Raw genomic sequence first — 24,584 nt, 5'->3', positions numbered from 1 at the left:
AGTGCCGTCTGTTGCAGCACAAAGAGGCGGCTACTCTCAGCCAGGCGGTGCGACGGCCTGCGCGTGGTGGAGCGCTGCCGGTCGGGCTGACCAGCTCTGCGGGAAGCCCGACCCCCGGCTGAACCACCCCGGGCTCACACAGTCGCGACCACGAAAAGTGCCCCAGCCCGAGTGGTGCCGTGCGCGCGGGCCGCAGTCTACGGCTCCGTGCCGCTACTACTCGGCAGCGACAGCGGGTGTGCTGTCCTCCAGGAGCTGGCGGATGGTGGTGTACTTCTCTGGCCCCCACTCGGGCGAGACGTCCAACTCGGCCTCTACCCAAGCGTTGATGCTTGCGTCCAGCTGCTGATCGCACGTGTCCATGTGACTACCTTCTGGCAACGCCCCAGGGCAGGACTACCTGGTTGTGTAAGTACATTGACACCAGTGGCAGCTCGCGTACCCGACGCTGAGCAGCACCGGCACATCCCGCTTCCTCGCCTCCTCGAACGCCTCGGGCGACCAGGGCCACCAGTCGACGGGATTGTCGGCGTGCTGGAGAAGGTACGGGGAGGTGGTCTGCGCAAGTCGGTTGGCCATGGACCCAATCCTCGCGCACCCTCCTCCGCGACACCCGCGCGCCACGGGCCGCGGACGTGAACATGCGGTGGTAGGGGGACAGGTGGACACAGGTGCGGAGGTGCGGAGGTGCGCGCTGCTAACGTGCGGGCACTCCGGCCCCACACGGACTCCTGCGCTGCCTACCCCGACGAAAGGGCACAGGCCCTGACCGTGCCGCCGCCTTCCTCACTGTCCTCCGGCCCCTCCGCCCCGCCCGCGGCCGGCCCGCCCGGCCCTCCGGCATCCCCGGTTCCGCTCAGCGGCCTCGCCGTCGCCTCGCTCGTTCTGTCGCTGCTGATCTGCCTCGCGCCGCTGGGGCTGATCCTCGGGATCGTCGCGCTGGTGCGGATCCCCGGCAACAGCAAACGCGGCAAGGGGCTGGCCGTTGCCGGGACGGCCGTCGGCGGGGCGGTGGTCGCGGTGGCCACCCTGCTGCTGGTGGTCGGCGGGGCACGGTTCGACGCCTGGGCGGAGGAGGGCGGGGGCCTCCTCGGCCCCCGGGACACGAAGGCGGGCACGCTGTTCGACCTGAAGGCCGGGGACTGCTTCGCACCGGCGGGCGGGCTGTTCTCCACCCAGGAGGGCGAGGACCTGCGGATGACGGACCCGTCCGTCGAGATCGTGCCGTGCGACGGGCCTCATCCGGCCGAGGTGTACGGAACGTTCCGGCTGAGGGGCGACCACGCCATCTCCGACACCGCCACCATCGTCGCGCAGGCCTACGAGGGCTGCGCGCCCCTGTTCCACGACTTCGCACCGGACACCTGGACCCTTCCGGCCGTCGAATTCTCCTTCTTCTACCCGGAGTCGGTCAGCGGGACCGGCGGGGACCGGACTGTGCGGTGCTGGCTGGGAGCGGAGACCGGCCTGCCGGAGGCTTCGTTGCGGCAGGACCCCGGCGCGTGGGACGCCGGTCAACTGGCCTACCTGAAGGCGATGCGGCCCTCGGCCGAGGCCTGGTTCCGTGTCCCCGAGCAGGTGGACACCGACCTCGCCGCGGCCACCGCGTGGGCCGAACGGATGGCGGAAGGCGGGGCCGAGTCGGCGATGCTACTGCGCGCGATCGACGGCCTCCCGGCGCGGGCACGCGGCCCGGTCACCGCGCTCGCCAACCGGCTCGACGCCCTCTCCGGCATCCACCGGTCCGCATCGAGGGCCCCCTCCCTGGCGGAGTTCGGCGAGCGCTGGGACTACAACGGCGACGAGGACGAGTCCGGGGAGGAGTGGGAGGCCCGGCTCGCCCTGGGGCTGCCGGTGGAGGACGAGGAGGGGGACGGCGAGGAGCAGCAGCCATGAGCCTTCCGCCCACGCCTTGACCCGCCCCTTGCCCGGCACCCCTCGCGCCGGAGCACGCCACGCAGGACACTTGACCCGACGCTTGGTATCTGACGCCCCGGCGACGGATGCCCGGGAAGCAGCACTCGGAGGGGGACTTTAGATGCGGGACAGCCATCGGGCGGAAGCCGAGAGGCTGTTGGTGCGTGCCGTGGAGGAGGAGCAGCGGCGCTCCGGCGGACAGACCGATGCCGGTGCGCTGTTGTCACGGGCGCGGGCCGCGCTCGACACCATGGCCGCCGGCGCGGGCGAGGAGTACGCCGCGTACACGCAGGCACTGGACGCGGTGGCGGCGGGAGAGCGCCCGCTCTCGGAGCGCTTCAGCAGGGCGACGCTCGGAACTCCGCTGCTGGTGACGGGGGTTGGCGCGGCCGCCGCGTTCGGCGCGGATCTGGCGCTGGGTGCGAACACCGGCCTGGCGCTCGGTGCGGGTGTGGCCGTCGCGGTGGCCGGCACGGCGACGACCGTGGTGAAGGCGACCGCCTCGCACTGGCCCGCCGCCCACCGTCGTGCCGGGGCGGCCGGACAGCCGGGCGGGGCCGAGCAGTTGCGGCTCCAGTGGCTGACCGCCCTGGAGGTACGGGGCATCCGCCCGTATCTGGACCAGCAGCGCATGCTGACGCCCGCCGCGCGCGCCCCGAAAAAGCAGACCGCCCCGGTGGGACGGCAGTTGCGCGGCGGGGACCGCAGCGCGGCGGCCCGTACCCGGGTGGTGCTGGAGCAGTCCTTCGGGCATCTCCCCAAGGCGGAGGGGCCGTTCGCCGGGCGGCGGGCCGAGCTGGCGCAGATCGCCCAGTGGGTGCACGCGGCCCGCGCCTCCACGCAGACCCGGCCGACGGTCGTCGTGCTGCACGGTGAGCCGGGGGCGGGGCGTACGGCGCTCGCGGTGCGGGCCGCCCATGCGCTCAAGGATCAGTTCCGGGGCGCGTGCGTGGTCGATCTGCGCGGCCAGGTCGCCGGGGAGAGCCCGCTGCCGACCCGGGACGCCCTGCTGCACCTGCTGAACCGGCTGGGCGCGCCGCGCGAGCAGTTGCTGTTCCGGGAAGGCGCTTCGGCCGAGCAGCAGGTGCGGCGGCTCGGCGAGCTGTACCACCAGCACCTCACGGGGACGCCGGTCACGATCGTGCTCGACGACGCGACGGACGCCGGGCAGGTGCGCACCCTGGTGCCGGAGCGCTCGGACAGTCTGGTGATCGTCACCGCCCGGGAGCCGCTGGAGCTGCCCGAGGATCTGCCGGCCTGGGTGCACCACCTGCCGGTCGGCCCGCTGGACGCGGCGGGCGCGGAGGAGCTGCTGCGCGAGGTCGCCGAGGAAGAGGAGGCCGGGCCGTACGACTACCCGTCCACGGACGCCGTCGTGGAGCTGTGCGGCGGGCTGCCGCTGGCGCTGCGGGTGGCTGGTTCCGCGCTCGGGGCCCGTAGCCGTCACACCCTGGCGGAGGACCTGGGGGCGTACAGTCCTGTGGATCCGGTGGAGCGGGCCCTGTGGCTGCGCTACACGGACCAGGGCGAGCAGGCCAGGCGGCTGCTGCGGCGGCTCGCGCTGGCGGGCCGGGCGAGCCTGGGGGCGGCAGCGGCGGCGGCGCTGCTCGCGGCGGACGAGCAGGAGGCGGAGCGCCTGCTCACCGTGCTGGCACGGGCCGGGCTGCTCACCCGCGTACGGGGATCGCGTTACCGGCTGCACGACCTGGTGCGGGCCTTCGCGCTGGCCCGGCTGCTGGACGAGGAGGAGCCGGCCGAGCGGACGGCGGCGCAGGAGCGGCTGCTGACGAACTACGCGGAGCTGGCCGACGCGGTGATCCGGATGGTCGACGGGAAGATGTCGACCCGCGCCGGGCAGTTCGGCTCGCACGGCTTCGGTTCGCTGGACTCGGCGCTGCGCTGGCTGGACGACGAGTCGAGCTTCATCACGGCGGCGCTGCGGCACGCGGAGGGCGTCGACCAGGCCACGGTGCTGCATCTGCTGGGCGCCCTGTGCGACTACTGCCTGCTGCGCGGCGACCTGTACCGCCTGGGTGAGATCAGCGAGCTGACGCAGGCCGTGGACCAGGGCCTGCTGGAGCGGTCGGTGCAGTGGCGTACGGGGATCGCGGCCCGGCAGCTCGGCGAGCTGGACAAGGCCCGCACCACCCTGTCCTCCGTGGTCGGGCTGTACCACGAGGCGCAGAACGACGCGGGCGAGGCGCTGGCGCTGTGCTCGCTCGGCATCACCCTGCACCACCAGGGCAATCTGACGGAGGCGGCGGCCCGGCTCGGCGAGGCGCTGGCGCTCCAGTCGTCCGACGCGCAGGCCGAGGACCGGGCCTGGACCCTGCACGCCCTGGCGGCCGTGGAGCGCGACCGGGGCGGTCTGGCGCGGGCGCTGTCGCTGCTGGCCGACGCGCTGCGGCTGCACCGGGAGGGCGAGTCGCTGCACGGTGAGGCGTGGACACAGTTCCAGCTGGGGCAGGTGCGGCTGCGGACGGGCGAGGTGGCTCCGGCCGAGGAGGCGCTGAGTACCGCCCTGGAGCTGTACGGGCGGACCCGCGACGAACGCGGCGAGGCGTGGGCGCTCACCCAGCTGGCCCGGGCCCGGCTGCTGGACGGCGATCCGGCGGCCGCCCTGGAGCAGTTGCGCGAGGCGCTGGAGAGGCACCGGCACAACGAGGACGCGCGGGGCGAGGCGTGGACCCTGTACTACCTGGGGCAGGCGCTGGAGGAGGACGGGGACACCGATCAGGCGGTGCGTGAGCTGGAGCGTTCCCGCACGATGTTCTCGCGGATGCGGGACGTGTACGGGCTGGCGTGCGCCCGGCACCACTCGGGCCGGGTGACCCGGGACCAGCGGGCCGCGCAGACGGGCAACCTGCGCAATTCGGGGTTCGCCCGGCAGCTGCTGATGGACGCGCGGGCCGACTTCCGGCGGATCGAGGTGCCGTACGGCGAGGCGTGGGCGTGTGTGGAGCTGGCGCTGATCGACGCAGGCAACGGGCGTGCGCCGCAGGCGCTGGAGCTGTGCGGCGAGGCGGCCGAGCTGTTCGCCTCGTACGGGGACGCGCGGGGCGGCGACTGGGCCCGGTTCCTGCGCTGCACGCTGCTGCCGTACGCCTCGCCCGGGGGCATCGTGGTGGGCACGGTGGTGGCGCAGCGGGAGCTGGCCGAGCTGATCGAGGGCCGCCACCCGGCGCGGGACGGGAAGCTGGAGCAGTCGGCGGCGGCGTTCGCGGTGGCGCTGGAGCGGGGTGTGGACCTGGAGGACGGCTGGCAGGTGTGGCGGCTCGGGCTCACGCCGACCCGCGCCGCCGGCCAGATCATGGGCGTCGCGACGGAGCCGACCCGGCCATGACGGCACGGCGCTGACCGGGCGGGCAGCGGATACCGTCGTTCCGTACGTGCACGGGGCGGCGGAGGCTGTCATTCCGCACATGCACGGGACGGCGGAGGCCGTCGTTCCGTACGCGCACGGGGCGGCGGGCGCCCGGCACCGGGGCCGGACGCCCTTCCCGTACGCGCGGCCCCCCGGGCGCGGGTTACTTCCGGGGGGCTGCCGCCCTGCCCGCGACGGGCTCGGAGGCCACCGCGTCCGGGTCGGGGGCCTCCTCGAAGTCGACCTTGCCCATGTGGCGGTTCATCGACTTCATCAGGGCCCACACGCCGACGGCGAGCGCCGCGAAGACGAGGAAGCCGAGGACGCCGGGGGTGACCTTGTTCTTGTCGAGCTCTTCGGCGGCGAGCGGGACGAGGTGCGTCAGTGCCTGGGTCGCGTACATATCAGGCATTGTCGCGGATGCCCGCGAAGAGGTCGCTCTCGGGGAGGGAGGTATCGACCAGAGACTTCGCCAGCTCGTACTCCTCGGTCGGCCAGACCTCGCGCTGGATGTCCATCGGAACCCGGAACCAGCCGCCCTCGGGGTCGATCTGGGTGGCGTGCGCGATGAGCGCCTTGTCGCGGATCTCGAAGAACTCGTCGCAGGGAACGTGCGTGGTCAGGGTGCGTTCCACGCGCTCGAACTCCTTCCAGCGCTCCAGCCACTCACCGTACGGGGACTCCAGGCCCCGGGACAGGAGCGCCTCGTGCAGGGCGACGGTGCGCGGCCGGTTGAAGCCCTGGTTGTAGTAGAGCTTCCGCGGCGTCCAGACCGGGCCGAACTCGTCCTCCGGGAACCGCTCCGCGTCGGCCGCACCGTCGAACGCGATCATCGAGATCGTGTGCGTCATGATGTGGTCGGGGTGCGGGTAGCCGCCGTTCTCGTCGTACGTCGTGATGACCTGCGGCCGGAACGCGCGGATCTTCGCCACCAGGCGCCCCGCGGCGACCTCGGGGTCCTCCAGGGCGAAGCAGCCTTCGGGCAACGGCGGCAGCGGGTCGCCCTCGGGCAGTCCCGAGTCGACGAAACCGAGCCACTCCTGCCGGACGCCCAGGATCTCCCGGGCCTCGTCCATCTCCTTCTTGCGCACCTCGTGGATGTTCTTCTCGATGTACGCGTCACCCTGGAGCTTCGGGTTGAGGATGGAGCCGCGCTCGCCCCCCGTGCAGGTCACGACCAGCACGTCCACCCCCTCGGACACGTACTTGGCCATGGTGGCCGCGCCCTTGCTCGACTCGTCGTCGGGGTGGGCGTGAACGGCCATCAGTCGCAGCTGCTCAGTCAAAGCTCGATCCTCAGTCATTGGTCGCTCTGGTCGATCATGGGTCGGTCGGGTCGGTCAGGTCGGGCCGGTCCGGGTCGTCCGGGTCGCTGTCGAAGCCGGTCCGGGTCTCTGTCTCCGGAAGGTGCCGCGCCCGCGCGGCATCGGTGTGGGGCGCGGTCGGGTGCCGGGCGGGCGGCTTCTATAGTGACTGAACGAGGCGCCGGAAAATTCCTCGATGCCAGGTCCGGAGGGAACGATCATGACGACGGTTCGTGAGGCCCTGCCCGAGGGGCGGTACGGCCGGACCGAGGACCAGCGTGCCGACCGCAAGCTGAAGATCGTCGGATCGGTCCTCGGCGTCGCCCTGCTCGGCGTGATCGGGTGGATCGGCTTCGACTACGTGGGCGGCCAGGGCATCAGCGCCGAGATGATCAAGTTCAAGGTCGTCTCCGACGCCCGGGCCGATGTCCACCTGGAGGTCCGCAAGGACCGCGAGGGTCACGGCTACTGCCTGGTGCGGGCGCTCAGCGAGGACGGCTCCGAGGTGGGCCGCAAGGAGGTCCGCTTCGACCGGGCCGAGGACCGGATCGACGAGGTCGTGACCGTGGTGACCCGCTCCAGGGCGACCGCGGTCGAGCCGATGGGCTGCACCGCCGACGACGGCCCGACGGGCTGATCCCGACCAGACCCCCTGTGACCTGCGACGATACGGGTCACATCGGCCGGTCGGGGGGTGTGACGGTTTACCTTCTCCCCCTTTTCCTGGGGAATTGTTAGGCTCGTGGTTTCGCCCACCCGTGGAGGCACATGCTTCTGGGTAGGGCGATGCTTTGTATTCCCAGCACCGACGAGGAGCACCTGTGACCCAGACCAGCGAAAACGTCACCTGGCTCACGCAGGAGGCGTACAACCAGCTCAAGGCCGAGCTGGAGTACCTGTCTGGTCCCGCGCGCACGGAGATCGCCGTCAAGATCGCGGCGGCCCGTGAGGAGGGTGACCTCCGGGAGAACGGCGGGTACCACGCGGCCAAGGAGGAGCAGGGCAAGATGGAGCTGCGGGTGCGCCAGCTGACACAGCTCCTGGAGCACGCGAAGGTCGGCGAGGCGCCGGCCGACGACGGCGTGGTCGAGCCCGGCATGGTCGTCACGATCGCCTTCGACGGCGACGAGAGCGACACGCTGACCTTCCTGCTCGCCTCCCGTGAATACGCCAGCACGGAGATCGAGACGTACTCCCCGCAGTCCCCGCTCGGCCTCGGCGTGAACGGCAAGCGGACGGGCGACGACGCGGAGTACGAGCTGCCGAACGGCAAGACGGCCTCGGTGAAGATCCTGGCGGCGAAGCCCTACACCGGCTGATCCGGCCGGTCACGACAAAACGACGCGGGAGCCCCGGCCATGGGCGGCCGGGGCTCCCGTGCGTCGCGTGCGCCGGGGCGGTGCCGGTCGCCGGGTCAGGAGCAGTCGCCGGTGCGGCCGAGGCTCTTCTCGGGCGTCACGCCGGGGCGGGTCCACTGCGGGGTGGGGCGGCTGGCCGGGCCCCAGCTCGCGGTCCCGTCCGCGTCGGTGCGCCAGTACCAGCAGGCCTGACCGCTCTCACCCGGGTATCCCTCGCGGACCCGGCCGATCGCCGGGCGGCCCTCGGGCCGGTCCTCCCACGCCTCGCCACGGCCGTACGGCGTCAGGTCGAGCAGCCCGAAGGACCCGTTGGCCGGCTCGATTCCGCGGCCCGTCGTGGAGTAGGTGAGGAACACGCGCCCGCCGTCGCGCAGGAAGCAGGCGAGGTGCCCCATCTCCCCGCCGATCGGCGCGTCCAGGCCCCGCACCGAGTACCAGGGCTGGGTGTAGCCCATGAACGCCGTGTAGGCGGCCACCTCCTCCCAGGACCCCGTGGTCAGGACGGCGAACGAGACGCCCCGGGCGTTGAGGTAGACGGCGTCCCGCATGTGCCAGACCGCGTCGGTGCAGCCCTCGCACTGGCCCTGGTGCGGTGCGCCGTCGTACCACATGTGCTGGTAGACGACGAGCTCCCGGCGGCCCTCGAAGAGATCCAGGAACGGGACCGGGCCCTCGGCTCCGACGACCTCGGCCGTTCCGTCGACCTCCACCATCGGCAGTCGTCGGCGGGCCGCGGCGAGCGCGTCGCCCTGGCGGGTGTGGGCCTTCTCGCGGACCAGGAGCTCGTCCCGGGCGGCCTGCCAGGTGGCCAGGTCGACGACGGGCGGGGCGCCGGGCAGCTCGGCGGCCGGATCGTCCGGTGCGGTGGTCATGGTGTCCTCCGTGGTGTCGCGTGCCGGGGGTGCCGAAGTCGGTCACGGTGGGCGCCGGGGACGTCGTACGACGCCGGCGGCGCCCCACCGGTAGAGACTCGCGGCACCGCCGGAACTCATCGCGACACCCAGGGCGGGTGTCAGACGGCCCGGGCAGGCGTCGGACACCCCGGGCGGGCGTCAGACACCCCGGGCGCGGGTGTCAGACGGCCGCCGAGCGGTACTTGCGGACCGCCAGGGTGCGGAAGACCACGATGATCAGCACCGACCAGATGACCGAGGCGAGGATCGGGTGCTCCATCGGCCAGGCCCCGGTGACGGACTTCGGCACGCCCGGCATCGTGTTCCCGAAGAGCTCGCGGGCCCCCGCCACCGTGGCGCTGAACGGGTTCCACTCGGCGACGTGCTGGAGGAACGCCGGCATGCCCGTGACCGGCACGAAGGCGTTCGAGATGAACGTCAGCGGGAACAGCCAGATCAGGCCGCCGGAGGTGGCCGCCTCCGGGGTGCGCACGGAGAGGCCGATCAGGGCTCCGATCCAGGAGAACGCGTAGCCGAGCAGGAGCAGCAGCAGGAAGCCGCAGATCACCTTGCCGATGTTCTCGTGGGTGCGCCAGCCGACGATCAGCGCGACCCCCGCGAGCACGACGAGGGTGAGCGTGGTCTGTACGAGGTCGGCGAGGGTCCGCCCGGTGAGGACCGCGCCCCGGGCCATGGGCAGCGACCGGAAGCGGTCGATGAGCCCCTTGTGCATGTCGTCGGCGATGCCCGCGCCGGCTCCGGCGGTGGCGAAGGTGACGGTCTGGGCGAAGATGCCCGCCATCAGGAACTCCCTGTACAGCTGCGGGTCGGTGGAGCCGCCGATGCTGATGGAGCCGCCGAAGACGTAGGTGAAGAGCACCACGAACATGATCGGCTGGATCAGACCGAAGATCACCATCTCGGGGATCCGGGTCATCCTGATCAGATTCCGCTTGGCGACGACGAGGGAGTCCTTCACGGACTGCGTGATGCCCCCGGCGGGACGGGGGAGCAACGAGGGGGCGTCCTTGGCGATCTCGCTCACTGGGTGTCCTCCTTGCTCCGGGCGCCGCGGGAACGTTCCGCTTCCGCTCCGTCGGGCTCTTCTTCCCCGGTCTCGTGCACCTCGGCCGCATGGCCGGTGAGGGAGAGGAAGACGTCGTCCAGGGTGGGCCTGCGCAGGGCGATGTCGTCGATCTCCACGCCCTGGGCGTCCAGGTCGCGGATGATCTCGGCCAGCAGTCTGGCCCCACCGCTGACCGGGGCGGTCAGCTTGCGGGAGAGCGGGGCGACGGCGACCTCGCCCTTGCCGAGGGAGGTCAGCACGGACCGGGCGCGCTCGATCTCGTCCGGGCGGTGCACGACGACCTCGACGCGCTCGCCGCCGGTCCGGGCCTTGAGCTGGTCGGAGGTCCCGCGGGCGATGACCTTGCCGTGGTCGATGACGCAGATGTCATGGGCGAGGCGGTCGGCCTCCTCCAGATACTGCGTGGTCAGGAGCAGGGTCGTGCCGCCGGCCACCAGGTCCTCGATCACGTCCCAGAGCTGCTGCCGGTTGCGCGGGTCGAGGCCGGTCGTCGGCTCGTCCATGAACATCACGGGCGGCGACACGACGAGCGCCGCCGCGAGGTCCAGGCGCCTGCGCATACCGCCGGAGTACGTCTTGGCGGTGCGGTCGGCGGCGTCGCCGAGGTTGAACCGGTCCAGCAGGACGCCCGCCCGGGCCTTCGCGTCCCGCGCGCTCAGGTGGTAGAGCTGCCCGACCATGCGGAGGTTCTCCCGCCCGGTCAGATACTCGTCGACCGCCGCGAACTGCCCGGAGAGCCCGATCGAACGGCGTACCTCGTTGGGCTTCTTCAGTACGTCGATCCCGGCCACGAAGGCCGAGCCGCTGTCCGGGCGCAGCAGCGTGGTCAGCACGCGTACGGCGGTGGTCTTGCCCGCGCCGTTGGGCCCGAGCAGTCCGAGGACCGTGCCCTCGGGGACGTCGAGGTCGACGCCGTCGAGGGCCCGTACGTCGCCGAAGGTCTTCACCAGTCCTTCGGCATGGATCGCACCTGGCATGGAGAGGTTCCCCCGTCACTCGCGGATGATGTCGCCGGTGGCGGCCTGCCGGTCCGATCCTAGGATCGGCGGCCCGTCGCCGCCCGGTGAACGGGCCCATCCCGGCGGCGCGGCGCGAGATCGGCCCTCCCCGGCGGGTTCCTCGTCCCGCTCAGCCCATCACCCGGAAGCCCTCGGCGCGCAGCGCCGCCTCGACCTCCGCGCAGTGCTGCGGCCCCTTCGTCTCCAGGTGCAGGTCGACCTCCGCCTCGGTCAGGCCGAGGCGCGGGTCGGTGCGCACATGGCTGATGTCGAGGACGTTGGCGTCGGCCACGGTCAGCGCGGCCAGCAGGGCGGCCAGCGCCCCCGGACGGTCGGTGAGGCGCAGCCTCAGGCTCAGGTAGCGGCCCGCGGCGGACATCCCGTGCCGCAGGATGCGCTGCATCAGCAGCGGGTCGACGTTGCCGCCGGACAGCACGGCCACCACCGGCCCCCGGAACGCCTCCGGGTCGCTGAGCAGCGCGGCCACCGGGCTGGCCCCGGCCGGCTCGACGACCAGCTTGGCCCGCTCCAGGCAGAGCAGCAGCGCGCTGGACAGCTCGTCCTCGGTGACGGTGCGGACCTCGTCGACCAGCTCATCGATCAGGGCGAACGGCACGTCGCCGGGCCGGCCGACCTTGATGCCGTCGGCCATCGTGACCGGGGAGTCGAGCGAGACGGGGTGCCCGGCGGCCAGGGACGGCGGGTAGCAGGCGGCGCCCTCGGCCTGGACGCCGATGATCCGGACGTCGGGGCGCAGCGCCTTCACCGCGACGGCGACGCCCGCGGCGAAACCGCCGCCGCCGATGCCGAGGACGATCGTGCGGACCTCGGGGCACTGCTCCAGGATCTCCAGCCCGACGGTGCCCTGGCCCGCGATGATGTCGGGGTGGTCGAAGGGGTGGATGAAGACCGCGCCGGTCTCCTCCGCGTGCCGCTGGGCCGCGGCGAGGGTCTCGTCGACGACCTGGCCGTGCAGCCGCACCTCGGCCCCGTACTCCCGGGTCGCGGCGACCTTGGGCAGGGGTGCCCCGACGGGCATGAAGACCGTGGAGCGCACGCCGAGGAGGGAGGAGGCCAGCGCGACGCCCTGGGCGTGGTTCCCGGCGCTGGCCGCGACCACCCCGGCCGCCCGCTCCACCGGGGAGAGGCCGGAGATCCGGACATAGGCGCCGCGCAGTTTGAACGAGCCGGTGCGCTGGAGGTTCTCGCACTTGAGGTGGACCGGGGCGCCGACCAGCTCGGTCAGATGGCGGCTGCCCTCCAGGGCGGTCACCCGCGCCACCCCGGACAGCATCTTCTGCGCGCCCCGGATGTCGTCGAGGATCAGGGCCGGGTGGTGGGCGGTCGCGCGGAAGCTCATGTCCGCAAGTCTCGCAGCTGCGACCGTGCGCGGCAGACTTGTCTCAGGGCGGCCCGCGGCGGAGTCCGCAGGTTTGTGCGGCGTGGTACGCGTTGCCCCGGGGCCGCGTACTCTGTCCCCCACCCATCCGACACCGCACGAAGAGAGCCCCCGGCCATGCCCCCTCAGGACATGACGACTGCTGCGTCTCCTTCCGGGGGCGCCGTCCCCGAACACCCGGGCCCCGACAGCCTGCTGGACTCCCTCCAGCACCAGGTGGCGGTCTTCGCCCGCCGTGCCGAGCAGACTCGCCTCGGCGGTGTCGGCCAGGTCCGCAACTCGATGGACCGGGCGGCGTACCTGCTGCTGAACCGGCTGGACCGGGAAGGTCCGATGGGCGTCAAGGCGCTGGCGGCCGGGATGGGCATCGACTCCTCGACGGTGACGCGGCAGGTCGCGCCGCTCGTCGACACCGGTCTGGTCAAGCGCACGTCGCACCCGGAGGACGGCCGGGCCGTGGTGCTCCAGCTGTCGCCGCGCGGTCAGGCCCGCCTGAACGAGGTCCGGGCCTCGCGGCGCGAGCTGATGTCCCAGGTGACGGACGGCTGGTCGCAGGAGGAGCGGGACACGTTCTGCGCCCTGCTCACCCGTTTCAACTCCTCCCTCGCCGCCCGCCAGGCGGCACACCAGCCACCGCAGTCCGACTGACGGGGAGAGGACCGCGTCCGGGCTCTTGACCGGGGCGGTGCACCGGGGCTCGTATGTGGTCCATGGCAGAGCGGGCGACCCACCGGGACCGGCTCCGCGCCCTGGAGTTCGAGGCCTTCGTGGCGGGCGCGGGCGGACGTCTGCTGCACACGGCGACGCTGCTCACCGGCGAGCCGTCGCAGCCGCCCGGCGCGTACGGGCGGGCCGAGCGGCTGCTGCTCGCGGCTCTCGCCCGTACGTACGCCGACTGGGGCCGGCTGCGCGGTGGTGACCCCTACGACCTGGCCCGCCGGGAGCTGGTCCTCCGGTTCGCCCGGGAGTCCCGTCGCCACCAGCGGCCGCGCGGCGGTCCGCTGGACCGGCTGACCCCCGTCGAACGGCTCGTTCTCGTCCTGCGGATGTACGAGGAGGTCGGCGAGGAGCAGACGGCGGCGCTGCTCGGGCTGCCGGAGGACCGGGTCCGCGCGGTGTGCGCCCGGGCGGTGGCGACGCTGCGCGCGCCGGGGCGTGGCGCCGGTGGCCCGGGGCGGGCGCCGTCGCACCGTACGGCCGGGCCGCGACGGGCCGCGGATTCCCGGCCGGCCCCGGACCCCCGGCCGGCCCCCGACTCCCGGGCGACGCCGTGAGCGCCGAGCGCCGGGACCCGCGCGAGGAGCAGGTCCGCCGGATGCTGGACGGCCCGCATCCGGCCCTGCCGCCGGAGCTGGCCGCGCGGGCGGTCCGGCGTGGCGGACGCCGTATGCGGCTGCGCCGGGCGGCGCGGCGGACGGCGGGCTGGCTGCTGGCCGCGGCGCTCGCCGCGTTCCTGGTCTGGGCCGGGGTCGAGCAGCCGTGGGCGACCGAGCCCGCGCAGGTCACTCCGCCGTTGGAGGGCTGGTGAGCCGTTGGGGTCCGCCCCCTGCGGGCCTACGCTGGAGGGGCCGGTCGTCGAACGAGCCGAGGAGGCCGTGATGACGAGGAAGATCGCGGACTGCCGCAAGTATCCGAGCGAGATGAACTGCACTCTCACCATCGCCGGTGAGGAGGACGAGGTCGTCAGGGCCGCGAGTGAGCACGCCGCGTCGGTCCATGGACATGAGGACGGTCCCGAACTGCGCGAGCAGGTCAGGGGCATGCTGGAGGACGAGAAGGTGAGCGTCTGAACGTGAGGGGCGCCCTCCGGTTCCGGCGGGCGCCCCTGGTGCTCCGTACTCCGTGTTCCGTACTCCGTGTTCCGGTTCCCGGTCTCCGGTCTCCCGCCTCCGGTCTCCGGTCTCCGGGATCAGCCCAGTGCCTGGGTGAGGTCGGCGAGCAGGTCGTCGCCGTTCTCGATGCCGACGGAGAGCCGGACAAGGTCGGCCGGGACCTCCAGCGGGGAGCCCGCGGCGGAGGCGTGCGTCATCCGGCCCGGGTGCTCCAGGAGGGACTCCACACCGCCGAGGGACTCGCCGAGCGTGAAGAGCTTCGCCCGGTTGCAGACCTCGACCGCCGCCTCCTCGCCGCCCGCGACGCGGAAGGACACCATGCCGCCGAACGCCCTCATCTGCTTGGCGGCGACCTCGTGGCCGGGGTGCTCGGGCAGGCCCGGGTAGAGGACCTGGGAGACCTTGGGGTGCCGGGTCAGCAGGTCGGTGACCTTGGTGGCGTTCTCGGTGTGCCGGTCCATGCGGACGGCGAGGGTCTTGATGCCGCGCAGCACGAGCCAGGCGTCGAAGGGGCCGGCGACCGCGCCCATGGCGTTCTGGTGGTACGCCAGTTCCTCGGCGAGTTCCGGGTCGCTGACGACGAGCGCGCCGCCGACGACGTCGGAGTGGCCGCCCATGTACTTCGTGGTGGAGTGCACGACGACGTCCGCGCCGAGCGCGAGGGGCTGCTGGAGGTAGGGGGAGGCGAAGGTGTTGTCGACGACGAGGCGGGCCCCGGCCTGCCGCGCGACCTGCGCCACGGCGGCGATGTCGGTGATGCCGAGCAGCGGGTTGGACGGGGTCTCCACCCAGACCGCCTTGGTGCGCGGGGTGAGCGCGGCCCGTACGGCGGCCACGTCCGAGGTGTCGGCCACGGAGAACTCCACGCCCCACCGCGAGGCGACCTTCGCGAACAGCCGGAACGTGCCGCCGTAGGCGTCGTTCGGGATGACCACGTGGTCGCCGGGGGTCAGCAGCGTACGCAGGAGGCAGTCCTCCGCGGCGAGGCCGGAGGCGAAGGCGAGGCCGCGGCGGCCGCCTTCGAGGGCGGCCAGGTTCTCCTCCAGCGCGGTACGGGTCGGGTTGGCGCTGCGGCTGTACTCGTAGCCGCCGCGCAGTCCGCCCACGCCGTCCTGCTTGTACGTGGAGACCTGGTAGATCGGCGGAACCACCGCGCCGGTGAGGGGGTCGGCGGTGTTCCCCGCGTGGATGGCGCGGGTTTCGAAGCTGCACTGGTCGCTCATGAGGCCCGAGCGTAGTTCGTGGAGAGGGCCCGTACCGGCCACTTGCCGCTCCGGGGACAATGGGGTCATGGAGATCTTGTTGTTCCTGCTCGCGATGTGTCTGTTCGCGGCGGTCGTCGGCCCCTGGGTCATGCGCCGCCGGGGCGGTATCCGTCAGGTCGCCCCCGGTTCGCCGGACGCAGCCGACCCGGACACGTACGGCTTCGCCCGCCAGGAGGAGCTGGACGTCCGGATGCCCGGCCCCGACCAGGACCTCCTGGACGTGCTCGACGTCGTCCAGGGCACGCAGGACTGGCGGGCCGCCGCCCAGCTGCTCGCCGGGACGCCGAAGGAGGGCGAGGTGCGCTGGCAGCGGATCCAGGCCTTCGCGGGCGCGGCCTCGCTGGAGCTGGCGCAGCGGCCCGGGGCGGGCGGCGCGTGGCTGCGGGCCTGGCGCGCGGAGTCCCCGAAGGACGCGGGCGGCGCGGCGGTGCACGCGGAGTTCCTGGTGCAGCAGGCGTGGCGGTCCTCGGCGGCGGGGAGCGACGACTTCCGGATCATCCTGGAGGAGGCCCGTACGGTCTGCGGCGAAGCGGCCCTGCTCGCACCGGGCGACCCCGTCCCGTACATCGTGGAGCTGGCGGTGGCCCGGGGGCTCGGCTACACCCCCGAGCAGTTCGACCAGCTCTGGGCGAAGATCATCGACCGGGCCCCGGCCCACATGGGCGCGCACCTCGCGGCGCTGCACTTCCACTGCGAGAAGTGGCACGGCTCGCGCAAGGACGCCGAGGCCTTCGCCACGGCCGCCGCCGCCCGCGCCCCGCGGGGTTCGCTGCTCGCGGCGCTCCCGCTGTTCGCGGTGTATGAGCACCTGCCGGAGGTCAACCTCGTGCAGGGCTTCTACCGGAGCCAGGTGGTCACCAGGGCGGTCGAGGGCGCCATGTTCGCGGTGCACGCGGCGCAGCCGGACGATCCGATGCTCGCCCATGTCCGCCACCTCCTGGTGCTCTTCCTGGTCCACATGGAGCGCTGGTCGGAGGCGATGCACCAGCTGATCCGGATCGACGGCCACGTGGGCGCGCTGCCGTGGACGGCGGACGCGGACCCGGCCGCCCAGTACACGGTCTACCGGGCGCTGGCGGTCGCGGGGTACGAGGCGAACGGCGGGAGCCCGGCGACGCTGCCGCACTGACCTCCGTACGGATCACTTCCTGGCAGGGCCGGGCGCGGGTTCGGGGGCGGGCGCGGGTGCGGGGGCCCGGCCGACCGCCGTGGTCACCAGCGCACCGGCCATGAGCGCCGCGCCCGTCCCCATGACCGCCGTGACGCCGACGCGGTCCGCCACCAGCCCGCCGGCCAGCGCCCCGAGCGCGATGGCCCCGTTGAACACCGCGACGAACAGCGAGGAGGCGGCCTCGCGGGCATCGGGGGCCGCGAGCAGCACCCAGGTCTGGGTGCCCGCCGAGACACCGCCGTAGCCGAGGCCCCAGACCACCATCAGGACGGCCGCGAGGGCGGGGGAACCGCCCAGCCGCGGCAGAACGGCCACGGTGAGCGCCAGGACCGCGGCGATCACCAGGATCGTCGTGCGCGGCGAGCGGGCGGCACCGGCCCCGGCGAGGAAGTTACCGGCCACGCCGGCGATTCCGTACACCAGGAGCAGGGTGCCAATCGTGCCCGCGCCGACGCCGGTGACGTCCTCCAGGACCGGCCTGACGTAGGTGTACGCGGCGAAGTGCCCGGTGACCAGGAAGCCGACGACGAGGAGACCGGTACGCAGCCGGGGGTCGCGGGTCAGCCGCAGCACCCCACCGAACGGAACCGCGCGCTCGGCGGGCAGCCGGGGCAGCAGGAGCGCCGCCGCGACCAGCACGACGGCTCCGAGCCCGGCAGCCGCCAGGAACGCGGCGCGCCAGCCCGCGAGGGCGCCGAGGTACGTTCCGGCCGGGACGCCCAGGACGGATGCCACCGCGACGCCGCTGAAGACCAGGGAGGTGGCGGCGCCGGCGGACTTCGCCGGGACCAGGCGCACCGCGAGCCCGGCCGCGACCGCCCAGACGCCGCCCATGCCGATGCCGACCAGGACGCGGGCGGCGACCATGGTCCCGAAGTCCGGCGCCCAGGCCGCGCCGAGGTTGCCCGCGACCAGCACCGCGACCAGCACGCACAGGGCCGTACGCCGGTCGGCGCGGCCGAGCAGGGGTACGAGGGCGGGGGCCGAGAGCGCCGCGACGAGGTGACGGTCAGCGTCAGACCGGCCACGCCCTCCGGGACGCCGAGCGAGCGGCCCATCGGCGTGAGCAGCCCGACGGGCAGCATCTCGGACGTGACCACCGTGAACGTGCCGAGAGCGAGGACCGCCACACCCGGCCAGCCGTGGGGCACGGGTGCGGGCCGGACAGAAGGGGAGGTCGATGATTCCTGAGCCGGTGTCATGTCTCCAGCCAATCGGGGGCGGAGGACGGGAACAACGGCCGAACTCTCATCCTTCTATGAGCTGAGCTCATGGATACGGATACGGATACGGGGACGGGGACGGGGACGGGGGGCGGGGACGGCGACGGGGACGGGGACGGGGAGCGGTCGCGACGAAGAGGACAGGCGGCGGAGGGAAAACACGTGAGCAATCCGGAGATCCGGGAGCTGGAGGCCTTCCTCGCGCTGGCCCGGGAGCTTCACTTCGGCCGTGCCGGAGAGCGCCTCCACCTCTCGCAGAGCCGGATCAGCCAGTTGCTGCGGGCCCTGGAGAGCCGGATCGGCGGCCGGCTGGTCGACCGCACGAGCCGCCGGGTCCGGCTCACCCCGCTCGGCGAACAGCTCCACGCGGGGCTGCGTCCCGCCTTCGACGCGATGGTCGCGACGGTGGAGGAGGCGCGCGAGGTGGCGCGCGGTGTCGGCGGCGTGTTCCGCGTCGGTTTCCAGGGGACGGCGAACGACCCGTTCATGCGGGCGGTCGTGGCTTTCCGCGACGGGCATCCCGACTGCACCGCCGAGATAGTGGAGATCCCGCTCTCCGACCCGTTCGGCGCGGTGCACCGCGGGGAGGTGGACGCGGCGGTGGTCCTGATGCCGGTCCTGGACGACGCGCTGGTGCTCGGCCCGGTCTTCTCCGCCCGGCCGCTGACCCTCGCCGTCTCCGAACGGCACCCGTACGCACGCCGGCCCCGCATCGACGCCGATGAGCTGGCGGGCTGCCCGCTCATCGGCGTCCACGGGGCGGCCCCGGAGTACTGGCGGCTGGCCCAGGCCCCGGTCGTCACGCCGGGCGGCCGTGCCATTCCGGCCGGGCCCACGGTGAGCAGCCTGCAGGAGGGGTTGGCCCTGGTGCGGGCGGGCCGGGGCGCGATGCTGCTGTGCGACCCGACGGCGGACTACTACGGCAGCCACGCCGTGGCCTTCGTCCCGGTGACCGGTCTCCCCGACTCGTCCCTCGCGCTGGTGTGGCACCGGAACCACGAGACGGCCCGGACGCGGGGCTTCGCACGGGCGCTGGCAGCGGTGACGGCGGCGGAGGCCCAGACGGAGGCTGAGGCGGAGGCGTAGGCGTAGGCAGGTGAGCGGGCGGGCCGCGCGGCTCACCCCGCCTCCAACGCCCCCGGGCCCAACCGACCCCGGGCCCCGGCCCCCGGCCCCCGGCCTCGGAATCCCGACGGCCGCTCCCTTGTTGTAGCTACCGAACACCGACCCCCGGAGGAGCCCCCGCATGTTCCTGAACCACCGCACCCCCGAGCTCCCCACCCCGGAGCAGGCCCTGCGCGGCCGCCCCGTCCCCGAGTTCACCGTCCCCTCCCGCCACACGGTCCTCGGCAACCCCTTGGTGGGCCCGTATCCGGAGGGCCTGGAGGTGGCGGACTTCGCGCTGGGCTGTTTCTGGGGTGCCGAGCGGAAGTTCTGGCAGACCGAGGGCGTCTGGACGACGCTCGTCGGCTACCAGGGCGGCTACACGGAGAACCCCTCCTACGAGGAGGCCTGCTCGGGTCTGACCGGGCACACGGAGGCGGTACGCGTGGTCTTCGACCCCGCCGTCGTCCCGTACACGGAGTTGCTGAAGCTCTTCTGGGAGTCGCACAACCCGACGCAGGGCTTCCGCCAGGGCAACGACGTGGGCACCCAGTACCGCTCCGCGATCTACACCCACTCCCCCGCCCAGGCAGCCGCCGCCGACGCCTCCCGCGAGGCGTACCAGAAGGTCCTGACGGCGTCGGGCCACCAGGAGATCACCACGGAGATCCTCCCGGCCGAGGGCCGCCCGTTCTGGCCGGCGGAGGCGTACCACCAGCAGTACCTGGACAAGAACCCGGGCGGCTACTGCGGCATCGGCGGCACGGGGGTCTCCTGCCCGATCGGCGTGGCCCCGGCCGAGGGCTGATCCCGGGCCCCTACGCGTCCCCCTGGCCGAGCATCGCCGGAAGCAGCCGCCGCAACAGCGTGACGAACAGGGCGTCCCGGTCGGCCGGGGGCGGTGCGCCCGCCGTGGTGAGGGCGGCGAGCAGGTGGGGGTGGCGGCCCTCGGCGGCGACGGCGGCCAGGTGGGCCGCCCGGGCGGCGGCCGGATCGCCGTCGGTGGCCGCGCCGGCAGTGGCGCCGGCTGCGGTGCCGGCTGTGGCGCCGACCTCCCGGCGGGCGAAGAGGACGGCCAGGCCGCCCATGAGACCGATGGCCTCCAGCTTCTGCCCGCCGGTCCCCGGCGCGGGGGCCAGGATCGCGAGCGCGTGGTCGAGGTAATCGATCGCGTGCGGGCCCAGCACCTCGCCGCGCCGGTCGTTCAGATCGGCCAGCCACGGGTGCCGGACGTGCGCGGCCCTGGACTGAAGGGCCAGGCCGACGAGATCGTCCAGCCAGTCGCCGCCGGGGGTCCCCGAGAGGTCCAGTTCGCCCGCGACCGCGTCCGCCATGAGGTCCAGCAGCTCGTCCCGGCTGCCCACGTAGCGGTAGAGGGAGGCGGGCCCCGTGCCCAGCCGCTGCGCGATCGCGCGCATCGACACGGCCGCCAGCCCCTCCGCGTCGGCGAGCGCGAGGGCGGCCGCCGTGATCTGGGTGCGGCTCCGTTCGGGTGCGGGTCCGCGCGCGCCCCGGTCGGGGCGCGACCAGACAGTCGTCGGCCGGGTCTCGCGATCGGCCACGGCCGCCTCCTTTCCTTCAGGTCCTCGTCCGGGGTCCGGAACGGCTGTAGTCTAATACTGCGAACATAGTTCGCAGTATTTTCGTCCACCGGAGGAGCCCGCCATGCCCTGGACCGAACGCCGCTTCGCCCGCAACGGTGCGGTCGAGCTCGCCCACGACCGGCTCCGGGAGGGCGGGGACGGCGAACCGCTGCTCCTGGTGATGGGGTTGGCGGTCTCCCGGCACTGGTGGCCAGGGGAGCTGTGCGCGGCCTTCGCCGACGCCGGGTTCGCGGTCGCCCGCTACGACCAGCGGGACGCGGGCGAGTCCAGCCGGGTGCCGAAGCGCACCGCCCGGGGCAACCCCTTCGCCGCCCTGGCCGCCGGCCGCAGCGCGGCCTACACCGCCGAGGACATGGCGGACGACGCGGTCGCCGTCATGGACGCGCTCGGCTGGGAGTCGGCGCACCTCTTCGGGCACTCCCTGGGCGGCGTCGTCGCCCAGCGCGTCGCCCTGCGCCACCCGGACCGGGTGCGCACGCTCACCTCGTCCGCCGCGCTCCCCAGCGATGTCGGTGGGCTGGGAACCTTCCGCCATCTGCGGCTCGGCACGCTCGCGAAGTTCGCCCGCATCAAGCCCGCCCGGGACCGGGAGGAGCGGATCGCGACCGGGCTCGCGGTGGCGCGGCTCTGCGCGTCGCCCAGCTACCCGTTCGACGAGGCGGAGGCCCTGGAACGGATCACCGCCGACGTGGACACCGGCATCGCCGACCCGGACGCCCAGTCCCGCCAGATCGGGGCGCCCTGGCACGGCCCCTCCCTGGCCGGACTGCGGGTCCCCGCACTGGTGCTCCACGGCACGGACGACCCGCTGCTCAAGCCTTCCGCCGGCCGGGCCACCGCCGCCGCGATCCCCGACGCCCGGCTCGTCCTCCAACCGGGCGTCGGTCACGACATCCCGCGCGAGCGGCACACCGCCGTCGCCGCCGAGGTACGGGCGCTCGCGGACCGGGCCGCCCGGGTCGACGACCGCGCGTAACGGCCCTCCCCTGGACGGGCAGCCACGCGGAGCGCCCGTTCCCCGGGGCCGACGGCCGCGTAACGGCCCTCCCCGGGGTCAGGCCGCCAGCAGCACGCCGCCCATCGGGCCCGACGGACGCATCGCTCCGGCCGAACCCGCCGGGCCCGACGGGCCGGTCGACCGCACGGACCGGTGCCCGCCGGCCGCCCCGAGCGAACCGGACCGGGAGCGGATTGCCGCGAGGCTGACCAGCCGCTCCCCCGCCAGCGCCAGGACGTCGGCAAGGCTCAGGCCGAGCGCCTGGGCGGCGGCGGCCAGCACCTCGGAGGAGGCCTCCTTGCGGCCCCGCTCCACCTCGGAGAGATACGCCATGGAGATCCGGGAAGCGCCGGAAACGTCTTTCAACGTCCGTCCCTGCGCCCGGCGTTCGCGGCGCAGCACCTCCCCGACGAGATCACGCCAGAGCGGTTCCCGGGGCGGAGCCGGGGCCACCGGGACAGCCGCCGTCGGGAGCGGGCGCAGAGGGATCACGTCGGCCTGGTTCGTCGTTCGGATACTCACCGTCCCAGCCTAGGAGCGCGGCACCGCCCGGGCACGGGTCGGGCGTTGCGCTCCGGGCGGATCTGCTGACGGCGAAGTCGCGTGACAGGCGGCCGGTACCGGGAGGGCGGTGCCGGGAGGGCCGGTACTGGGGCGGCCGGACCCGGGGGCCCGGAGGCGACAGGGGTGACGGAGGCGACGGGGGGGACAGGGGTTCAGGCGGCGTGTTCACCCGGCGACGGCGGGACCCCGACGCCGGTAACTCGACGCCGGTAGTAGGCGATCGCGAGAGCGACGGTGATGGGCCCCCAGGCGGCGAGGGGGGTGCCAACCACCATCGCCAGCGCGTCCCAGGCGCCGTTGGCGTACCCGATGGAGTCGACGACGCCGTACAGGGTGAGCTCGCGATCGTCGCCCAGCGGGACGGCGGTGAACAGGAAGGTGAGGATCAGGCCGCCGAGCACAGCCGGGACGACGGCCGCCAGCGGCCGGACGCGTCTGCCGCCGATGACCGGTATCCAGGCGGGCGCCACCTCCCCCCAGCCCCGGACCAGCCCGATGGTCAGGATCGCGACCACTTCCGTCAGCACGCTGAGCCCGAGAACGTACGGAATGCTCAGCCAGAGGGCGGGCAGACTGCCCTCCTGGGCCTCCTGCCCCATCGTGAAGTGCAGAGCGAAGGGCAGCCGCCACAGGCACGCCGGCAGCAGAAGCAGGGGGAGCAGGTAGGCCAGGCGCATCGCCCACCGAGGAACGGGCCGCTCGGTGTCACCGACGGACGGGGGGCGGTGAAGGATCTTCAGCGTCATGACTCCACCCTCCCGGAGCAGACATGACGAGGAATCACCCGAGCGAGCCAACCCGCTCCCCCGCTCGGGGGAGACCCCACCTGGCGGCCTCGCCCACGCGGGTCGGCGGTTCCGTCGGCGGTTCCGTCGGCGACCGCGCCGGCACCGGCGCCCCGCTGCCTCCGGTCAGATCAGGCCCTGCGCCAGCATCGCCTCCGCGACCAGCTCGAAGCCCGCGATGTTCGCGCCCACCACGTAGTTGCCGGGGCTGCCGTAGCGCTCCGCCGTCGTGTAGCAGGAGTCGTGGATGTGCCGCATGATCTCGGCCAGCCGCTCCTCGGTGTGGGAGAAGGTCCACGAGTCCCGGGACGCGTTCTGCTGCATCTCCAGTGCGCTCGTCGCGACCCCGCCCGCGTTGGCCGCCTTGCCGGGGGCGAAGGCGACGCCCGCCTCCTGGAGCACCCGGACCGCCTCCGGGGTGGTGGGCATGTTGGCGCCCTCCGCGACCGCCTTGACCCCGTTGCGCACGAGGGTCAGCGCGTCGGCCTCGTGGAGTTCGTTCTGCGTGGCGCAGGGCAGGGCCACGTCCACGGGGACCGACCACACCCCCGTACCGGGGACGAACCGGGCGTGCGCGCCGCGCCGTTCGGCGTACTCCGAGACGCGGCCCCGGCCGGCCTCCTTGATCTCCTTGAGGAGGGCGAGGTCGATGCCCTTCTCGTCGACGACATAGCCACTGGAGTCCGAGCAGGTCACCACGGTCGCGCCGAGCTGCTGCGCCTTCTCGACGGCGTAGATGGCCACGTTGCCGGATCCGGACACCGCGACGGTCTGCCCCTCCAGCGACTCACCACGGCTGCGCAGCATCTCGGCGGTGAACAGGACCGTGCCGTAGCCGGTGGCCTCCGTACGGGCCTGGGCGCCGCCCCAGCCGAGCCCCTTGCCGGTGAGGACGCCGGACTCGTAACGGTTGGTGATCCGCTTGTACTGGCCGAAGAGGTAACCGATCTCCCGGCCGCCCACGCCGATGTCACCGGCCGGGACGTCGGTGTACTCCCCCAAGTGGCGGTGGAGTTCGGTCATGAAGGACTGGCAGAAGCGCATGATCTCCGCATCGGACCGGCCCTTGGGGTCGAAGTCCGCGCCGCCCTTGCCGCCGCCGATCGGCATGCCGGTGAGGGCGTTCTTGAAGATCTGCTCGAAGCCGAGGAACTTCACGATGCCGAGGTTGACCGAGGGGTGGAAGCGCAGCCCGCCCTTGTAGGGGCCGAGCGAGCTGGAGAACTCCACCCGGAAGCCGCGGTTGACGTGGATGTCGCCGGAGTCGTCCGACCACGGCACCCGGAAGATCAGCTGGCGCTCGGGCTCGCACACGCGCTCGATGATGCGCGCGTCGACGAACTCGGGGCGCTGGGTCAGCACCGGCCCGAGCGTCTCCAGGACCTCGCGGACCGCCTGGTGGAACTCCTGCTCACCCTGGTTGCGGCGCAGGATCTCGGCGTAGAGCGGCTCGATGACGCGGTCCGCGGCAGCGTGCGTGCGGGCGGAGTCGGGCGAGTCGGGGATGACCGGCATCTGATCAAGACCTTTCGTGGTCGGCTCGTGCGCGTCGGCGCCCCCGCCCCGGGGAGCACCACCGGTCCGTCTCCCCCCACCGGGAACCCGCGGACTCCCTCCCGGGAGGATGCGGGAGGACCATGCGGCCGTCGCCCGGCAGGGCGCTGTGCAGGACCGTCGTACGGTCCGATTCTCCCGTGCGGCCCGATGATCTTCGAGGGC

24 protein-coding genes and 2 pseudogenes are annotated in these 24,584 nt (G+C 73.3%); 12 read left to right on the top strand and 14 right to left on the bottom strand.

Features of this window, described 5'->3' with window-relative positions:
* Positions 1–216: 216 nt before the first annotated feature.
* The gene (locus PSQ21_RS23500) at positions 217–363 is read right to left on the bottom strand and encodes a hypothetical protein (protein ID WP_274032736.1); all 147 of its coding nucleotides are present in this window, start codon (positions 361–363) and stop codon (positions 217–219) included.
* Positions 364–420: 57 nt separating this feature from the next.
* A pseudogene (locus PSQ21_RS23495) lies at positions 421–579 on the bottom strand (DUF255 domain-containing protein); the annotation flags it as partial.
* A 108-nt stretch (positions 580–687) separates the two neighbouring features.
* Between PSQ21_RS23495 and PSQ21_RS23490 the strand changes: the two are divergent.
* Together PSQ21_RS23490 and PSQ21_RS23485 are read left to right on the top strand one after the other, a co-directional pair.
* Positions 688–1,896, top strand: a complete 1,209-nt coding sequence (locus PSQ21_RS23490; protein ID WP_274032734.1) for a DUF4190 domain-containing protein — start codon at positions 688–690, stop codon at positions 1,894–1,896.
* Positions 1,897–2,038: 142 nt separating this feature from the next.
* A complete protein-coding gene (locus PSQ21_RS23485) occupies positions 2,039–5,260 on the top strand; it encodes a tetratricopeptide repeat protein (protein WP_274032733.1) in 3,222 nt (1,073 codons plus the stop codon).
* Between the two features lie 184 nt (positions 5,261–5,444).
* On the opposite strand, the gene PSQ21_RS23480 is transcribed toward PSQ21_RS23485, so the two are convergent.
* On the bottom strand, positions 5,445–5,684 hold the full coding sequence (locus PSQ21_RS23480) for a hypothetical protein (protein ID WP_274032732.1): 240 nt from the start codon (positions 5,682–5,684) through the stop codon (positions 5,445–5,447).
* A gap of 1 nt (position 5,685) precedes the next feature.
* Positions 5,686–6,567: a mycothiol conjugate amidase Mca gene (gene mca, locus PSQ21_RS23475; RefSeq protein ID WP_274032730.1), complete on the bottom strand. Its 882-nt coding sequence runs from the start codon at positions 6,565–6,567 to the stop codon at positions 5,686–5,688.
* Positions 6,568–6,805: 238 nt separating this feature from the next.
* Between mca and PSQ21_RS23470 the strand changes: the two genes are divergently transcribed.
* Both PSQ21_RS23470 and greA read left to right on the top strand, forming a co-directional pair.
* Positions 6,806–7,222: a DUF4307 domain-containing protein gene (locus PSQ21_RS23470; RefSeq protein WP_274032728.1), complete on the top strand. Its 417-nt coding sequence runs from the start codon at positions 6,806–6,808 to the stop codon at positions 7,220–7,222.
* Between the two features lie 184 nt (positions 7,223–7,406).
* Positions 7,407–7,904 (top strand): transcription elongation factor GreA, encoded by a 498-nt coding sequence (gene greA / locus PSQ21_RS23465; protein ID WP_274032727.1) that lies wholly within the window; start codon positions 7,407–7,409, stop codon positions 7,902–7,904.
* Between the two features lie 95 nt (positions 7,905–7,999).
* On the opposite strand, the gene PSQ21_RS23460 is transcribed toward greA, so the two are convergent.
* The 4 genes from PSQ21_RS23460 to ilvA form a co-directional block, all read right to left on the bottom strand.
* On the bottom strand, positions 8,000–8,815 hold the full coding sequence (locus PSQ21_RS23460) for a DUF899 domain-containing protein (protein ID WP_274032725.1): 816 nt from the start codon (positions 8,813–8,815) through the stop codon (positions 8,000–8,002).
* A 202-nt stretch (positions 8,816–9,017) separates the two neighbouring features.
* Entirely contained in the window at positions 9,018–9,881 is an 864-nt protein-coding gene (locus PSQ21_RS23455; protein WP_274032724.1) for an ABC transporter permease, read from the bottom strand.
* Positions 9,878–10,900 carry an ATP-binding cassette domain-containing protein gene (locus PSQ21_RS23450; protein ID WP_274032723.1) on the bottom strand — a complete coding sequence of 341 codons (1,023 nt, stop codon included), beginning with the start codon at positions 10,898–10,900 and terminating at the stop codon, positions 9,878–9,880. Before PSQ21_RS23450 ends, PSQ21_RS23455 begins: the two co-directional genes overlap by 4 nt.
* A 151-nt stretch (positions 10,901–11,051) precedes the next feature.
* Positions 11,052–12,281: a threonine ammonia-lyase gene (gene ilvA / locus PSQ21_RS23445; protein WP_274032721.1), complete on the bottom strand. Its 1,230-nt coding sequence runs from the start codon at positions 12,279–12,281 to the stop codon at positions 11,052–11,054.
* A 156-nt stretch (positions 12,282–12,437) separates the two neighbouring features.
* Between ilvA and PSQ21_RS23440 the strand changes: the two genes are divergently transcribed.
* The 4 genes from PSQ21_RS23440 (at position 12,438) to PSQ21_RS23425 (ending at position 14,110) form a co-directional block, all read left to right on the top strand.
* Positions 12,438–12,968, top strand: coding sequence for a MarR family winged helix-turn-helix transcriptional regulator (locus PSQ21_RS23440; protein WP_097870909.1), 531 nt, complete (start codon positions 12,438–12,440; stop codon positions 12,966–12,968).
* 62 nt (positions 12,969–13,030) lie between these two features.
* Complete coding sequence (locus PSQ21_RS23435; protein ID WP_274032719.1) at positions 13,031–13,594, top strand: sigma factor-like helix-turn-helix DNA-binding protein; 564 nt, start codon at positions 13,031–13,033, stop codon at positions 13,592–13,594.
* A complete protein-coding gene (locus PSQ21_RS23430) occupies positions 13,591–13,848 on the top strand; it encodes a hypothetical protein (RefSeq protein WP_274032718.1) in 258 nt (85 codons plus the stop codon). Before PSQ21_RS23435 ends, PSQ21_RS23430 begins: the two co-directional genes overlap by 4 nt.
* Positions 13,849–13,918: 70 nt before the next feature.
* A complete protein-coding gene (locus PSQ21_RS23425) occupies positions 13,919–14,110 on the top strand; it encodes a DUF1059 domain-containing protein (protein ID WP_069752587.1) in 192 nt (63 codons plus the stop codon).
* Between the two features lie 119 nt (positions 14,111–14,229).
* On the opposite strand, the gene PSQ21_RS23420 is transcribed toward PSQ21_RS23425, so the two are convergent.
* Positions 14,230–15,375 (bottom strand): cystathionine gamma-synthase, encoded by a 1,146-nt coding sequence (locus PSQ21_RS23420; protein WP_274032717.1) that lies wholly within the window; start codon positions 15,373–15,375, stop codon positions 14,230–14,232.
* Positions 15,376–15,442: 67 nt separating this feature from the next.
* On the opposite strand from PSQ21_RS23420, the gene PSQ21_RS23415 reads away from it, so the two are divergent.
* On the top strand, positions 15,443–16,546 hold the full coding sequence (locus PSQ21_RS23415) for a hypothetical protein (RefSeq protein ID WP_274032715.1): 1,104 nt from the start codon (positions 15,443–15,445) through the stop codon (positions 16,544–16,546).
* A 12-nt stretch (positions 16,547–16,558) separates the two neighbouring features.
* Here PSQ21_RS23415 and PSQ21_RS23410 read toward each other — a convergent pair.
* Positions 16,559–17,790: pseudogene (locus tag PSQ21_RS23410) on the bottom strand (MFS transporter).
* 183 nt (positions 17,791–17,973) lie between these two features.
* On the opposite strand from PSQ21_RS23410, the gene PSQ21_RS23405 reads away from it, so the two are divergent.
* Both PSQ21_RS23405 and msrA read left to right on the top strand, forming a co-directional pair.
* Complete coding sequence (locus PSQ21_RS23405; RefSeq protein WP_274032713.1) at positions 17,974–18,897, top strand: LysR family transcriptional regulator; 924 nt, start codon at positions 17,974–17,976, stop codon at positions 18,895–18,897.
* Positions 18,898–19,057: 160 nt separating this feature from the next.
* Complete coding sequence (msrA, locus tag PSQ21_RS23400) at positions 19,058–19,723, top strand: peptide-methionine (S)-S-oxide reductase MsrA (protein WP_274032712.1); 666 nt, start codon at positions 19,058–19,060, stop codon at positions 19,721–19,723.
* A gap of 10 nt (positions 19,724–19,733) precedes the next feature.
* Here the strand turns inward: msrA and PSQ21_RS23395 are convergent, their stop codons facing one another.
* Complete coding sequence (locus PSQ21_RS23395) at positions 19,734–20,477, bottom strand: TetR/AcrR family transcriptional regulator (RefSeq protein WP_274032710.1); 744 nt, start codon at positions 20,475–20,477, stop codon at positions 19,734–19,736.
* A gap of 103 nt (positions 20,478–20,580) precedes the next feature.
* Here PSQ21_RS23395 and PSQ21_RS23390 point away from each other — a divergent pair, with 103 nt between their 5' ends.
* Positions 20,581–21,495, top strand: coding sequence for an alpha/beta fold hydrolase (locus PSQ21_RS23390; protein WP_274032708.1), 915 nt, complete (start codon positions 20,581–20,583; stop codon positions 21,493–21,495).
* 78 nt (positions 21,496–21,573) lie between these two features.
* On the opposite strand, the gene PSQ21_RS23385 is transcribed toward PSQ21_RS23390, so the two are convergent.
* The 3 genes from PSQ21_RS23385 to gdhA form a co-directional block, all read right to left on the bottom strand.
* The gene (locus PSQ21_RS23385) at positions 21,574–22,038 is read right to left on the bottom strand and encodes a helix-turn-helix domain-containing protein (protein WP_274032706.1); all 465 of its coding nucleotides are present in this window, start codon (positions 22,036–22,038) and stop codon (positions 21,574–21,576) included.
* A gap of 194 nt (positions 22,039–22,232) precedes the next feature.
* Positions 22,233–22,826, bottom strand: a complete 594-nt coding sequence (locus PSQ21_RS23380) for a hypothetical protein (RefSeq protein ID WP_274032705.1) — start codon at positions 22,824–22,826, stop codon at positions 22,233–22,235.
* 165 nt (positions 22,827–22,991) lie between these two features.
* Entirely contained in the window at positions 22,992–24,380 is a 1,389-nt protein-coding gene (gene gdhA, locus PSQ21_RS23375) for an NADP-specific glutamate dehydrogenase (protein ID WP_274032703.1), read from the bottom strand.
* Positions 24,381–24,584 lie beyond the last annotated feature (204 nt).

Source organism: Streptomyces sp. MMBL 11-1, assembly GCF_028622875.1.
Lineage (GTDB): Bacteria > Actinomycetota > Actinomycetes > Streptomycetales > Streptomycetaceae > Streptomyces.
The sequence above is the reverse complement of the archived record's forward strand: the minus strand, read 5'-3'. Positions and strand labels throughout refer to the sequence as shown.